Below are 12865 nucleotides of genomic sequence, written 5' to 3'. Positions count from 1 at the left end.
ATGCCCGCGATCGCGGAGGTCAGCGGGTCGGCGGGCTCGGCCCCGTCCCGTACGGCCGCGTACAGCGCCGCGACGTCCACCGCGGCGAACGGCTCGCCGGGGCTGAGGCCGCCGAGCACGGCCCGCCGGACGCGTCCGGGCGCGCTGACCGCGATCTCCCAGGCCAGCCGCGCCCCGAGCGAGTACCCGACCACGTCGAACCCGCCGCTCCCATCGCCATCTCCGGCGGCGGCGTCCAGGGACGCGAGCAGGGCGGCGGCCTGGGCGGGGCACCGGCCTCCTCCGGGGTCGCGGGGTCGGGGCTGCGGCCGTGGCCGGGCAGGTCGGGGACGACGACCGTACGGCCCGTCTCCGCGAGCGCGGCGGCGAGGCCGGTCGCGACCCAGTCCCCCTCGCCGTCGGACGCGAAGCCGTGCACGAGCAGCACGGGCGGCCCGGACGGCGGCGCCGGGGCCCCGCCGGGGCCGGTGGATCGGAACGTGCGCGCGGCAAGGCCGCCTGGATCGGGCATGGGCTCGGCTCCTCCGCGACGATTTCGCATACGATTTTGGATCATACTGTACCGGCCGGTCGCCCCTCGTTCACCACTGGTGACCTGGCGCATCACGCGTACAACCTCTGCCCTCCTCCCGGTGAGGGAGCCCCGCCTCTCGCCATCATGCACGATGCCGTATACGATTTGCGTTCAGCCGTCACCGAGGAGAGCACCCGTGCCCCATCCCCTGGGAAGCACCCCGCCCGCGAAGGTCATCGCGGTCCACCTGAACTTCCGCAGCCGGGCCAAGGAGCGCGGCCGGACCCGGCCGCGCCCTCCTACTTCCTGATGCCCCCGTCGTCCCTCTCCGGGTCCGGCGATCCGATCGTCCGGCCCGAGGGCTGCGAGCTGATGGGCTTCGAGGGCGAGATCGCGCTGGTCGTCGGCCGCCGCGCGCACCGCGTGCCGCCCGAGAGCGCGTGGAAGCACGTCGGGTGGGTCACCGCCGCGAACGACGCGGGCGTCTACGACCTGCGGTACGCCGACCGGGGCTCCAACCTGAGGTCCAAGGGCGCGGACGGGTTCACGCCGATCGGGCCGCGGCTGCTGGACGCCGCCGCGCTCGACCCGTTCGCGCTGCGCGTCCGCACGTGGGTGAACGGCGAGGCCGTGCAGGACGACACGTCCGACACGCTGCTGTTCCCGTTCGCCGCGCTCGTCGCGGACCTGTCGCGGCTGACGACCCTGGAGCCCGGCGACGTGATCCTCACCGGCACCCCGGCGGGCGCGTCCGTCGTGACGCCCGGCGACACCGTCGAGGTCGAGGTGTCCTCCGCGGACGGACGGCACTCCACCGGGCGGCTCCGCAACACGATCGCCGAGGCCGGGCACCCCCTGGAGCAGTGGGGCGCGATGCCGAGCGCCGACGCGGCGCTGCGCGCGGACGCCTGGGGCACCGCCGGGCCGCCCGCCCTGGACGAGGCGACCGCCGGGGCGCTGCGCTCGCTGTCGACCGCGACGCTCAGCTCCCAGCTCCGCAAGCGCGGCCTCCAGCACATGACGATCGACGGCGTCCACCCGGCCGCGCCGGGCGCGAAGCTGGTCGGCACCGCGCACACCCTGCGCTACCTGCCGCTCCGCGAGGACCAGTTCGAACGCCGCGGCGGCGGCATGAACGCCCAGAAGCGCGCCGTCGAGGAGCTGCGCCCCGGCCAGGTCCTCGTCATGGACGCCCGCCGCGACCCGTCGTCCGGGACGATCGGCGACATCCTCGCGCTGCGCGCGAAGATGCGCGGCGCGGCGGGCATCGTCACCGACGGCGGGCTGCGCGACAGCGCCGCCGTCGCCACGCTCGGCCTGCCCGTGTTCCACGCGGCGGCGCACCCGGCGGTGCTCGGCCGCCGGCACGTCCCCTGGGAGACCGGCGTCCCGGTCGCGTGCGGCGGCGCGCTCGTCCAGCCCGGCGACATCCTCGTCGGCGACGACGACGGCGTGGTGGTCGTCCCGCCGGACCTCGCCGAGGGGCTGATCGAGGACGCCCGGGAGCAGGAGGCGCAGGAGCGCTTCATCGCCGAACGGGTCGCGGCGGGCGACCCGATCGACGGCCTCTACCCGCTCGGACCCGCCTGGCGCGCCCCCTACCAGCACTGGCGCGCCGCCCACCCGGACCACTGAACCCACGCCCCCGCCCGCGCCCGCGCGCGACCGCGCCGACCCGCCCGACTCCGAGGAGCCGCCGCATGAAGTACCGCACCGACCCGTCCGCCGTCCGGGGCTCGATCGCCCCGGTCGTCACCCCGTTCACCGCCGAGGGCGCCGTCGACCACGACGGGCTGCGCGCCCTGGTCCGCTGGCAGCTCGACTCCGGCTCGCACGGCGTGTCGCTCGGCGGCTCGACCGGCGAGCCGAGCGCGCAGACCGCCGCCGAACGGATCGCGGCGATGCGCACGGCCGCGGACGAGATCGCCGACCGGGTCCCGTTCCTGCCGGGCACCGGCTCGGCGAAGCTGGAGGAGACGCTGGAGCTGACCGCCGCCGCCCGCGACCTCGGCGCCGACGCGGCCCTGGTCATCACCCCGTACTACGCCCGCCCCACCCAGGAGGGCCTGTACGAGTGGTACGCGACGGTGGCCCGCGAGTTCCCCGACCTGCCGATCGTGATCTACAACGTGCCGTCCCGCACCGCCGTGGACATCGCCCCCGAGACCGTCCGGCGGCTGTTCACCGGCTTCGACAACGTCGTCGGGATCAAGGAGACCACGAGGGACTTCGAGCACTTCTCCCGCGTCCTGCGGGCCTGCGGGCCGGAGCTGATGGTGTGGTCGGGCATCGAGCTGCTGTGCCTGCCGCTGCTCGCGCTCGGCGGCGCCGGGTTCGTCAGCGCCGTCGCGAACCTCGCGCCCCGCGCCGTCGCCCGCATGTACGAGCTGTGGACGGCCGGCGACCACGAGGCCGCCCGCGACCTGCACTACCGGCTGCACCCGCTGGTGGACGCGCTGTTCGTCGAGACCAACCCGGCGCCCGCGAAGTGGGTGCTGGAACGGCAGGGCCGGATCGCCTCCGGGCACGTCCGCCCGCCGCTGTCCGCGCCGACCGAGGAGGGCCGCGCCCGGATCCGCGCGCTGCTCGCCGAGGGCGGCGACCTCACCGCCCGGATCTAGTCCCCGCCCCGCCACCGAACCGGAAGAGAGCCTCCATGCCCCTCCACCCTGTCCCCGCGCGTCCCGACGGGCTGCCCGACCGCATCCGGCACTGGATCGGCGGCGCGTTCCGCGACAGCGCGGACGGCGCGGTCTTCGACGTCGCCGACCCGGTCTCCAACTCCCCGTACGCGTCCGCCGCCGCCGGAGGCGCCGCCGACGTGGACCTGGCCGTCGCCGCCGCCCGCGACGCGTTCCCCGCGTGGGCCGCGATGGGCGACCGGGAACGTGCCAATCTCCTCTACCGGGTCGCCGACGCGGTGGAGGAGCGCGAGGACCGCCTCGCCGGGTTCGAGTCGTTCGACTCGGGCTGCCCATCGCGCAGGCGCGCGGGCAGGCCCGCCGCGCCGCGGAGAACTTCCGCTACTTCGCCGACGTGATCGTGGCGCTCGGCGAGGAGGCGTACCGGGTCGGGGACCGGCAGCTCAACTACGTCGTGCGGTCCCCGACCGGCGTCGCCGGGCTGATCACGCCCTGGAACACGCCGTTCATGCTGGAGAGCTGGAAGCTCGCGCCCGCGCTCGCCGCCGGATGCCCGGTCGTCCTGAAGCCCGCGGAGTGGACGCCGCTGTCGGCGAACCTGTGGCCGGAGATCCTGTCGGCCGCCGGGGTCCCGGACGGCGTGGTCAACATCGTGCACGGCATCGGCGCGGAGGCGGGCCAGGCGCTCGTGGACCACCCGGACGTGCCGCTCATCTCGTTCACCGGCTCGACCACCACCGGGCGGCACATCGTGCGCAGCTCCGCCGAGCACCTGAAGACGCTGTCGATGGAGCTGGGCGGCAAGTCGCCGGTCGTCGTGTTCGCCGACGCCGACCTCGACGCCGCGCTCGACTCCGTGCTGTTCGGCGTGTTCTCGCTCAACGGCGAGCGCTGCACCGCCGGGTCGCGCGTCCTGGTCGAACGGTCCGTCTACGACGACTTCACCCGCCGCCTCGCCGAACGGGCCGAACGCGTCCGCGTCGGGGCGCCCGGCGACCCGTCCACGGAGGTCGGCGCGCTCGTGCACCCCGAGCACTACGCGCGCGTCATGGACTACGTGGAGACCGGGCGGGGCGAGGCGAAGCTCGTGGCGGGCGGCGGGCGCCCGTCCCACCTGCCGGAGGGCAACTACCTCCAGCCGACCGTGTTCGCCGACGTCCCCCGCGACGCCCGCATCTTCCAGGAGGAGATCTTCGGGCCGGTCGTCGCCGTCGCCCCGTTCGACGACGAGGCCGAGGCGGTCGAGCTGGCCAACTCCACCCGCTACGGCCTGGCCGCCTACGTCTGGACCGGCGACCTGCGCCGCGGCCACCGCGTCGCGCACGCCGTCGAGTCGGGCATGGTCTGGGTCAACTCGCACAACGTCCGCGACCTGCGCACCCCGTTCGGCGGCGTCAAGGACTCCGGCCTCGGCCGCGAGGGCGGCGCCCACAGCATCGACTTCTTCACCGAGTCGAAGATCGTCCATGTCATGCTCAGCGAGGTGGACACCCCCCGTTTCGGCGTGTCCTGAAGACCGAGGAGCACCCGTGCAGCACACTCCCCCCGACGTGATCCGCTCCGCCTACGCCCAGCTCGCCGTCACCGACCTCGCCGCCGCCCGGTGGTTCTGGGTCGAGATGCTCGGCCTGCACGTCCAGCACGAGGACGGCGCGGCCCTGTACCTGCGCGGCACCGACGAGCTGACCCACCACTCGCTCGTCCTGCGCGAGGGGCCCGTCGCCGCGCTCGACCACCTCGCCTACCGCGTCCGGACGCCCGAGGACGTGGAGCGGGCGGCCGGGTTCTTCACCGCCCTCGGCCGCCCGGTCCGCCGCGTCCCCGCCGGGTCCGGCGCGGCCGGCGTCGGCGACGCGGTCCGCGTGGTGGACCCGCTCGGCTTCACCGTCGAGTTCTTCCACGGCATCGCCCGGGGCGAGCGCCTCATCCAGCGGTACGACCTGCACCGCGGCGCCCGCATCGCCCGCCTCGACCACTTCAACATCTGCACCCCCGACATCCCCGCCGCCTACGAGCACTACCGCTCCCTCGGCTTCGGCTGCTCGGAGACCATCGAGGGCGACGAGCACGAGCTGTACGCGGCGTGGATGTACCGCAAGCAGACCGTGCACGACGTGGCGTTCACCGGCGGGGCCGGGCCGCGCCTGCACCACATCGGCATGGCCACCCACGAGTCGCACCAGGTGCTGCACATCGCCGACGTGTTCGGCTCGCTCCGCAAGGAGCACCACATCGAGCGCGGGCCGGGCCGCCACGGCGTGTCCAACGCGTTCTACGTCTACCTGCGCGACCCCGACGGCCACCGCGTGGAGATCTACACCTCCGACTACTACACCGGCGACCCCGACCACGAGACGTACCGGTGGAACGTCCACGACGACCGCCGCCGCGACTTCTGGGGCAACGCCGTCATCGAGTCCTGGTACAAGGAGGCCGCCCCGGTCCTCGACCTGGACGGCGAGCCGCAGCCGGTCGCGGAGGCCAAGATCGACGAGTCCGCCGCGCAGGTCGGCGCGGACGGCCTCGGCTGACCGCGCGCCCGGCCGGCGCGGGACGGGCCCCGCGCCGGCCGGACACGGCTTGACTTCAAGCACGCTTGAAGCCCCAGGATCTCCGGCATGAACGAGACCCGGACGGCGGCAGGCCGTACCAGCGAACAAACCGACGCGCTCATCGCCCTGCTCGACATCGGCGACGCCATGCCCGGCGCGGTCGAACTCCGTGAGCGCTCCTACGAACTGCTCGGCCTCGCGCCGGACGCGGCGGTGGCCGACGTCGGATGCGGAGCGGGCCGCGCGGCGGCGGAGATGGCCGGACGAGGCGCACGCGCGACCGGCGTCGACCCCGACGAACGGATGATCGCCATCGCCGGCGAGCGCTGGCCCGCCGCCGACTTCCGCCTGGCGGACGCCTACGGACTGCCGTTCGCGGACGGCGCGCTGAACGGCTACCGGGCCGAGAAGGTGTTCCACGTCCTGGACGACCCGGCCCGCGCGGTCGGTGAGGCGCGGCGCGTGCTCGCCCCCGGCGGGCGCGTCGTGCTGATCGGGCAGGACTGGGACACCTTCGTCATCGACTCCGACGACCCCGCGCTCACCCGCGCCATCGTGCACGCCCGCGCCGACCTGGTCGCCACTCCCCGCGTCGTCCGCAGCTCCCGCAACCTCCTCCTCGACGCGGGCTTCACCGACGTCACCGTCGAGGTCCACACCTGGGTCCTCACCGGCGCGACGACGGTCCCCGTGCTGGCCGACCTCGCCGGCAAAGCGCGCACGAACGGGGCGATCACCGACGCGCAGGCCGAAACCTGGATCTCCGAGCAGCGGGAACGAGCCGAACGCGACCGCCTGTTCCTCGCCCTCCCGATGTTCGTGACCGCGGCCACGCGCCCGTGACCGCCGGGCGTACGGCACGCCTCCAACGCGCGTCAACCACAGGTTGACGACTCCCAATCGTCAAGCTACGGTTGACGCATGAGCCCACTCAACGTCGGCCTCGCGGACCTGATCGCCCGTCTGGACGAGGAACTCCCCGACGCCGACCCCCTCGCCCGCATCACCGAGGCGCAACTGCGCGCCCACACCCTGGCCGACCTCGGCGACCAGCTCGTCGGCCACTACGTCGGCAAGGCCAAGCAGGCCGGCAAGTCGTGGAGCGAGATCGGCGAGGCCATCGGGGTGTCCAAGCAGGCCGCCCAGCAGCGCCACGCGTCCAACCCGTTCGAGCGCTACACCGACCGCAACCGGCACAGCATCGTGCTCGCCCAGGAGGCCGCCCGAACCCACAAGCACGACTCCATCGGCACCGAGCACATCCTGCTCGGCCTGCTCGGCGAACCGCAGGGCCTGGCGTACGAGGTGCTGATCGCCAAGTCCGGGTCCGAGCAGCGCGTCCGCGACGCGATCGAGGAGGCGATGCCGCCGTCCGGGCCTAAGGCGCTGCGCGGCCACATCGCGTTCCGGCCGGAGGGCAAGGAGGCCATCGAGCAGGCGATCCGCGCGGCGGCCGACCTCGGCCACGACTGGGTCGGCACCGAGCACACCCTCCTCGGCCTGATCCGCGTCGAGCAGAGCACGGCCGCGCAGATCCTGCGCGACCTCGGCTTCACCTCGGACGAGCTGCACGAGTCGGTCAAGGCCGAGGTCGCCAAGCGGTCCGCCGCCCCCGACGAGGATTAACGGACCGTCCGGCGGAACCGGACCACGCTCAACGCTCGAACTCGGCCCACACGGTCGTGCGCGGACCCGCCTCGTCGTACCCCCAGCGTTCCGCCAGCGCGTCGATCAGCATGAGGCCCCGCCCGTGCTCGCTGAACCCGTTCCCGGGCCGCGTGCACGGGCGGCGGCCGTCCGCCCCGTCGTCGGTCACCTCCGTCCGCACGACCCCGCGCCCCGTCCGCACCGTGACCGTCACCCAGCCGCCCTTTCCCGACGCCGTGTGCAGCGTCGCGTTCGTGAACTTCTCCGTGAGGCAGAGCCCGATGTCGTCCAGCCGGGGATGGTCGGCGCCCAGGATGTCCCGCGCGAACACGCGCAGATACCCTGCTGACTTCCCCATCCCCGGAAGCGTGATCGTGCCGAGCACGCTGAATTCGTTCGCCATGAGGTGAGCCGTTCCGCGTCCGTTTTCGATGTCGGAACACACGTTCGTCGCCGGATGCGGTCCCCGATGCCCCTTCGGGCGTTCCCGCAAGGATCGCGCGCGCGAACCGTCACCATCCTGAAGCTTCAGATCCGTGGCAGCCCGATCACGAAGCGTGAAAACGTGGGGTCATGGCCCACTCCCCCGGCCCTCCGTCCGCTTCCGCCGCATCGGCGGCGCGCTCCGCCAAGCCCGCGAGGAGCGGCGGCTGACCCTGGAGACCGCCGCCCGCCGCTTCGGCCGCTCCCAGGGCTGGCTCAGCACCGTCGAGAACGGCCTCCAGATCATCCGCGTGGACGACCTCACCGACCTTCTCGACTTCTACGGCATCCCCGAGGGCGTCCTCCGCTCCTCCCTCCTCCACCTCGCCGCCCAAGGCCGCCGCAAGAACTGGACCCACGCCTTCGAGGGCCGCATCTCCGCCGCCGCTCTGGACCTCGCCAGCCTGGAGGGAGACTCGGCTTCGATCCGCACTTACCAGCCCAACCTCGTCCCGGGACTTCTCCAGACCGAGGACTACACAAGAGCACTTGTGGCGGGAGGACTGCCTGGCAGCCAGACAAACGCCGACGAGTTGGTGGCTTTCCGGATGGCCCGTCAAGAGACTCTGGCGAAGAAGGTGGCACCCCAGTACCACGCGGTGATAGGCCAGGCCGCGCTTCACAATGAGGTGGGTGGTCCGAGAGTGATGCGTGCACAACTCCAGCAGGTCAGCGAGATGGCCCAGGCGCGGAGCATCGCGCTCCATGTCCTGCCGTTCGAGGCTAGCGCCCGGTTGTGGCTCGCCGGTCCGTTCGACGTGTTCACGCTCCGCCCGCCTGGCCAATTGACCATCACAGTGCTGGACCACTTCAGCCAGATTTCATTTGTCGAAGACGAAGAAGCAGTTGCCACCCACGAACAGATATTCGCACACATGCTGTCTGGAGCCTTGGACGAACCTTGGTCGCTTAAGGTCATCCGACGGCTAGTCTCGGAGTCATGAGCATCCCAGAATTGCCAGACGCCATCTGGCGCAAGAGCAGCCGTAGCGGCGGCAATGAAGGCAGTTGCGTCGAAGTCGCGGAGATCTGGCAGAAGAGCAGCTACAGCGGCGGGGACGAGGGAAGTTGCGTCGAGGTCGCGGAAGCTTGGCAGAAGAGCAGTCACAGCGGGGCCAGTGAGGGTAGCTGTGTGGAGTTGGCGGGGCGGGGCGGATGGTGGCGGCTCGGGACTCCAAGGATCCGGGCGGGCCGGTGCTGTGCTTCGGGGTGGAGGCGTGGCGGTCGTTCGCCGGTGAGGTGAAGGGCGGCGCGTACGACCTCGTGCGGGTCTGACCGGCGCGGCGGAGGGGCTCCGGGACGGCTGCCGGATGCGGGCACCACGCCCGGCGGGTTCTGGCTTGACCGCAATCGTTGCAGTACGCAATAGATTGATCGGGACGAGCGGGCGCGCCGTCGCGGGCGGCGGCGCGCGTCCGAGCAGCCGGACCCGACCACAACGGAGCTCATTGTGCCGACCAGGAAGCCGCCGGGGCCGACGTACGGCTACCGCCGTGTCTACGACTCCCGGGGGGACTACGTGACACAGCTTCCGGCCGAGCCCCAGGCGAGCGTGGCCCGCGAGATCATCAGCCGGGTCGCGCAGGGGCAGCCCGTCGCGCGGATCCGCCGCGAGCTGGAGGGCCGTGAGGTGCCCGCGCCGCGGGGCGGGGCGCGCTGGTCGTCCTCGGTCATCCAGGACATCGCGCGCAACCCCGCGTACGTGGGGAGGGACGGCGACCCGGACGACATCGACTGGTCGGTGAAGCCGCGGTGGACGCCGCTCGTGCCCGACGACCTGTTCCTGACCGCGCAGCGGGCGCTGGCGGGACCGAACGGCTCGGCGTCCAGGCATCACGCCATCGGGCTGCTGCCGTACGCGCTGCTGTGCTGCCGCGACGGCCTCGACGGCTGCATCAAGGTGATCCACGACCTGGTCGTGACCAGGTGAGGGGCCGGTGCGCGGCCTTCGCGCGGACGCGGCGGGGCCGGGCGGGGGTGCGCCAGAACGGGCTTGCCGTCCGGTGACGGTTTCGGCTCTCGAACCCTGGTGTAATCGCTCGTGGTCATGTGACTACTCTCTGCTGTCACCGACCTGACAGAAAGAGAGTAAGACATGCGTATCCGCATCCCGCTCGCGATCGTCGCGGCCGGCGCCGGGCTGGTGCTCGCCCCGGCCGCCGAGGCCGCGCCCGCCCCCTCCAAGCCCGACAACGGCACGTCCATCGTCAGCTCCGCCCCGGCAAGGGCACGAAGAGGGGCGAGCTCGGCGGGCAGGTCAAGTCGGGCTCCGCCCACGGCGACACCAAGGCGACCAAGGGCAAGGCGTCGCCGCATCCGAGGCGGGTCCGCTGCTGGAACGGCCGGACGTCGGGCCGGTCGTTCTACGAGACCTGCTCGGGCCGCCGCTACCGGCCGTACGTGGACTGCTCCAACCACTACCGCTACTACAGCCGGATCGTGTTCTCCGGCACCTGGAACCACAAGCTGACCTGCCCGCCCCGGACGAGGGCGATCTGGGGCGGCGCCCGCGGCTGACCCCCTCCCCCGCGATCCGGGTCCGGGCCCACGCCCCCGGGCCCGGATCGTTCCGTTTCCGGGGCCGGGGCGCGCGGGCGGCGCGGGTCAGAAGTCGGGGACGCCGCGCCGGACGGGCTTGACGTCGAGGATCGGCGTGCCGTCCACGGCCTCCAGGTTGCGGACCCGCACGCGCAGGCCGCGGACCTCCGCGATCTCGACCAGGTGCAGGCCGACCGGGTTGGGCCGGTCGGGCGAACGGGTCGCGAACACGCCGCGCTTCGGGCTGGCGACGTCGCCGCGCGGGTGCACGCGCAGCACGTCGCGGGCCGCCAGGTGCAGCCAGGTGAGCAGGACGACCGGCTCGCCCGCGCGGAGCCCGTCGAGCGCCGAGGAGACCGCGGGGTCGAACTCCAGCCACGCCTCCGGCGCCTCCGGCAGGCTCTGTCTCGGCGCGCGCGCCCGGTCGGTCAGCGGCGACCGCACGCGGCCGACGGGCGTCACGTTGAACTCGTCCTCCTGGGCCTCCAGCATGCCGCCGATCGTCTCACGCCGGACGCCCCGCGCCCCCGCGTTCTACCGGACTCCCCCCGGTTGCGGCAACGGGGGTGGCACGGGTTAACGTCGTTGGCGACAGATCGCGGGGGCCCGGCGAACCGGGCTGAGATAGCGGCTGGGACGGCCGCTGACCGCTGGAACCTGACCGGGTAATGCCGGCGTAGGGAGAGATCGTCGTGACCGAGAACAAGGTTGCACCCGCCCGCAAGACCTACCTCGAAGGCTCGCGCCCCGATCTGCGCGTGCCGATGCGGGAGGTGCCGCTGACCAGCGGCGAGGCCGTCGTCCTGTACGACACCTCGGGGCCGTACACCGATCCGGGCCACGCGGCCGACGTGCGGCGGGGGCTGCCCCGCTGCGGGACGCGTGGATCGAGGAGAGAGGGGACACCGAACGGTACGAGGGCCGCTCCGCGCGGCCGGAGGACGACGGCCGCAGATCGGGCGACCCGCTGCGGGAGCGGGCCGCGTTCCCGCCGCGCCCGCCGCGCCGGGCGTCGGGCGGCGCGGTGACGCAGCGGGCGTACGCGCGGCGCGGCGAGATCACGCCGGAGATGGAGTTCGTGGCGCTGCGCGAGGGCGTCGCTCCGGAGTTCGTCCGCGACGAGCTCGCGGCGGGGCGGGCGGTGCTGCCCGCCAACGTCAACCACCCCGAGATCGAGCCGATGATCATCGGGCGGAACTTCCTGGTGAAGGTGAACGCCAACATCGGCAACTCGGCGGTGGCGTCCTCGATCGAGGACGAGGTGGAGAAGATGACGTGGGCGACCCGCTGGGGCGCCGACACGATCATGGACCTGTCGACGGGCCGCGACATCCACACCACCCGCGAGTGGATCCTGCGCAACTCGCCCGTCCCGGTCGGGACGGTGCCGCTGTACCAGGCGGTGGAGAAGGTCGGCGGCGACCCGAAGGAGCTGACCTTCGAGGTGTTCCGCGACACCGTCGTGGAGCAGGCCGAGCAGGGCGTGGACTACATGACGATCCACGCGGGCGTGCTGCTGTCGTACGTGCCGCTGACGGCGCGGCGCAAGACCGGGATCGTGTCGCGCGGCGGGTCGATCATGGCGGCGTGGTGCCTGGCGCACCACGAGGAGAACTTCCTCTACACCCGGTTCCGGGAGCTGTGCGAGATCTTCGCCGCGTACGACATCACCTGGTCGCTCGGCGACGGGCTGCGTCCGGGCTGCATCGCCGACGCCAACGACGAGGCGCAGTTCGCCGAGCTGCGCACGCAGGGCGAGCTGACCCGGATCGCGGCCGAGTACGACAACCAGGTGATGAACGAGGGCCCCGGGCACATCCCGATGAACAAGATCAAGGAGAACATCGACCTCCAGCAGGAGTGGTGCGACGGCGCGCCGTTCTACACGCTCGGGCCGCTGACGACCGACATCGCGCCGGGGTACGACCACATCACCTCGGCGATCGGCGCGGCGATGATCGGCTGGCACGGCACCGCGATGCTCTGCTACGTCACGCCGAAGGAGCACCTCGGGCTGCCCGACCGGGACGACGTGAAGGCGGGCGTGATCGCCTACAAGATCGCCGCGCACGCCGCCGACCTCGCCAAGGGCCATCCGGGCGCGCAGGCGTGGGACGACGCGCTGTCGGACGCGCGGTTCGAGTTCCGCTGGGAGGACCAGTTCAACCTGGCGCTCGACCCGGAGACGGCGCGTTCGTTCCATGACGAGACGCTCCCGGCCGCCCCGGCGAAGACCGCGCACTTCTGCTCGATGTGCGGCCCGCACTTCTGCTCGATGAAGATCACGCAGGACGTGCGGCGCTACGCCGACGAGCACGGCATGGACGCCGAGAGCGCCCTGTCGGCGGGCATGCGCGAGAAGGCGGAGCAGTTCGCCGCCTCCGGCGGCCGCGTCTACCTCCCGGTGACCCCCACCGACGCCTGACCCCCGCCCCGCGAACCCCAGCGCGCCCCCGCCCGGTCATGAACGGGCGGGGGCGCGTGGGGGT

11 protein-coding genes, 3 pseudogenes and 1 riboswitch are annotated in these 12865 nt (G+C 72.8%); of the genes and pseudogenes, 11 read left to right on the top strand and 3 right to left on the bottom strand.

The genetic code is table 11. From position 1 onward, the window contains the following. Positions 1-19 precede the first annotated feature (19 nt). Positions 20-511 carry an alpha/beta fold hydrolase gene (locus tag GEV43_RS48660; protein ID WP_206681605.1) on the bottom strand — a complete coding sequence of 164 codons (492 nt, stop codon included), beginning with the start codon at positions 509-511 and terminating at the stop codon, positions 20-22. 312 nt (positions 512-823) lie between these two features. Between GEV43_RS48660 and GEV43_RS40540 the strand changes: the two genes are divergently transcribed. The 6 genes and pseudogenes from GEV43_RS40540 to GEV43_RS40515 all read left to right on the top strand — a co-directional run bounded on the left by GEV43_RS40540 (position 824) and on the right by GEV43_RS40515 (position 7334). Next, entirely contained in the window at positions 824-2149 is a 1326-nt protein-coding gene (locus GEV43_RS40540; protein ID WP_241684223.1) for a fumarylacetoacetate hydrolase family protein, read from the top strand. A 65-nt stretch (positions 2150-2214) separates the two neighbouring features. Then, complete coding sequence (gene dapA / locus GEV43_RS40535; protein ID WP_160825890.1) at positions 2215-3135, top strand: 4-hydroxy-tetrahydrodipicolinate synthase; 921 nt, start codon at positions 2215-2217, stop codon at positions 3133-3135. Between the two features lie 35 nt (positions 3136-3170). Further along, a pseudogene (gene hpaE, locus GEV43_RS40530) lies at positions 3171-4669 on the top strand (5-carboxymethyl-2-hydroxymuconate semialdehyde dehydrogenase). A gap of 16 nt (positions 4670-4685) precedes the next feature. Then, a complete protein-coding gene (gene hpaD, locus GEV43_RS40525; RefSeq protein WP_309240208.1) occupies positions 4686-5687 on the top strand; it encodes a 3,4-dihydroxyphenylacetate 2,3-dioxygenase in 1002 nt (333 codons plus the stop codon). Positions 5688-5774: 87 nt separating this feature from the next. Continuing rightward, positions 5775-6551, top strand: a complete 777-nt coding sequence (locus tag GEV43_RS40520; RefSeq protein WP_160825888.1) for a methyltransferase domain-containing protein — start codon at positions 5775-5777, stop codon at positions 6549-6551. 78 nt (positions 6552-6629) lie between these two features. Beyond that, positions 6630-7334, top strand: a complete 705-nt coding sequence (locus GEV43_RS40515) for a Clp protease N-terminal domain-containing protein (protein ID WP_160825887.1) — start codon at positions 6630-6632, stop codon at positions 7332-7334. A 28-nt stretch (positions 7335-7362) separates the two neighbouring features. On the opposite strand, the gene GEV43_RS40510 is transcribed toward GEV43_RS40515, so the two are convergent. Then, positions 7363-7758, bottom strand: a complete 396-nt coding sequence (locus GEV43_RS40510; RefSeq protein ID WP_160825886.1) for an ATP-binding protein — start codon at positions 7756-7758, stop codon at positions 7363-7365. A 154-nt stretch (positions 7759-7912) separates the two neighbouring features. On the opposite strand from GEV43_RS40510, the gene GEV43_RS55575 reads away from it, so the two are divergent. The 4 genes and pseudogenes from GEV43_RS55575 to GEV43_RS40495 all read left to right on the top strand — a co-directional run bounded on the left by GEV43_RS55575 (position 7913) and on the right by GEV43_RS40495 (position 9768). Beyond that, positions 7913-8782, top strand: a complete 870-nt coding sequence (locus GEV43_RS55575; protein ID WP_160825885.1) for a helix-turn-helix transcriptional regulator — start codon at positions 7913-7915, stop codon at positions 8780-8782. Continuing rightward, a pseudogene (locus tag GEV43_RS56720) lies at positions 8779-8901 on the top strand (DUF397 domain-containing protein); the annotation flags it as partial. The gene GEV43_RS55575 and the pseudogene GEV43_RS56720, both read left to right, overlap by 4 nt. Before the next feature lie 92 nt (positions 8902-8993). Next, the gene (locus tag GEV43_RS55570) at positions 8994-9113 is read left to right on the top strand and encodes a DUF397 domain-containing protein (protein WP_309240207.1); all 120 of its coding nucleotides are present in this window, start codon (positions 8994-8996) and stop codon (positions 9111-9113) included. A gap of 244 nt (positions 9114-9357) precedes the next feature. Next, a complete protein-coding gene (locus GEV43_RS40495; RefSeq protein WP_160825884.1) occupies positions 9358-9768 on the top strand; it encodes a recombinase family protein in 411 nt (136 codons plus the stop codon). Positions 9769-10442: 674 nt separating this feature from the next. Here GEV43_RS40495 and tsaA read toward each other — a convergent pair. Next, a complete protein-coding gene (gene tsaA / locus GEV43_RS40490) occupies positions 10443-10868 on the bottom strand; it encodes a tRNA (N6-threonylcarbamoyladenosine(37)-N6)-methyltransferase TrmO (RefSeq protein WP_160825883.1) in 426 nt (141 codons plus the stop codon). A gap of 96 nt (positions 10869-10964) precedes the next feature. Next, positions 10965-11076: riboswitch (TPP riboswitch) on the top strand. On the opposite strand from tsaA, the pseudogene thiC reads away from it, so the two are divergent. Then, positions 11063-12801: pseudogene (thiC, locus tag GEV43_RS40485) on the top strand (phosphomethylpyrimidine synthase ThiC). It overlaps the preceding riboswitch by 14 nt. Positions 12802-12865: the final 64 nt, after the last annotated feature.

This window comes from Actinomadura sp. J1-007 (assembly GCF_009793335.1).
In the GTDB taxonomy this organism is placed as follows: domain Bacteria; phylum Actinomycetota; class Actinomycetes; order Streptosporangiales; family Streptosporangiaceae; genus Spirillospora; species Spirillospora yumaensis.
Note: the sequence above shows the minus strand (reverse complement) of the source record. Positions and strands in the feature narration are given on the sequence as shown.

What these genes read in the sequence shown, in the direction of transcription:
- GEV43_RS48660 (WP_206681605.1), bottom strand. Translation starts at nt 511, where the DNA reads ATGCCCGATCCAGGCGGCCTTGCCGCGCGCACGTTCCGATCCACCGGC.
- GEV43_RS40515 (WP_160825887.1), top strand. Translation starts at nt 6,630, where the DNA reads ATGAGCCCACTCAACGTCGGCCTCGCGGACCTGATCGCCCGTCTGGAC.
- GEV43_RS55570 (WP_309240207.1), top strand. Translation starts at nt 8,994, where the DNA reads ATGGTGGCGGCTCGGGACTCCAAGGATCCGGGCGGGCCGGTGCTGTGC.
- GEV43_RS40510 (WP_160825886.1), bottom strand. Translation starts at nt 7,758, where the DNA reads ATGGCGAACGAATTCAGCGTGCTCGGCACGATCACGCTTCCGGGGATG.
- tsaA (WP_160825883.1), bottom strand. Translation starts at nt 10,868, where the DNA reads ATGCTGGAGGCCCAGGAGGACGAGTTCAACGTGACGCCCGTCGGCCGC.
- GEV43_RS40520 (WP_160825888.1), top strand. Translation starts at nt 5,775, where the DNA reads ATGAACGAGACCCGGACGGCGGCAGGCCGTACCAGCGAACAAACCGAC.
- dapA (WP_160825890.1), top strand. Translation starts at nt 2,215, where the DNA reads ATGAAGTACCGCACCGACCCGTCCGCCGTCCGGGGCTCGATCGCCCCG.
- GEV43_RS40540 (WP_241684223.1), top strand. Translation starts at nt 824, where the DNA reads ATGCCCCCGTCGTCCCTCTCCGGGTCCGGCGATCCGATCGTCCGGCCC.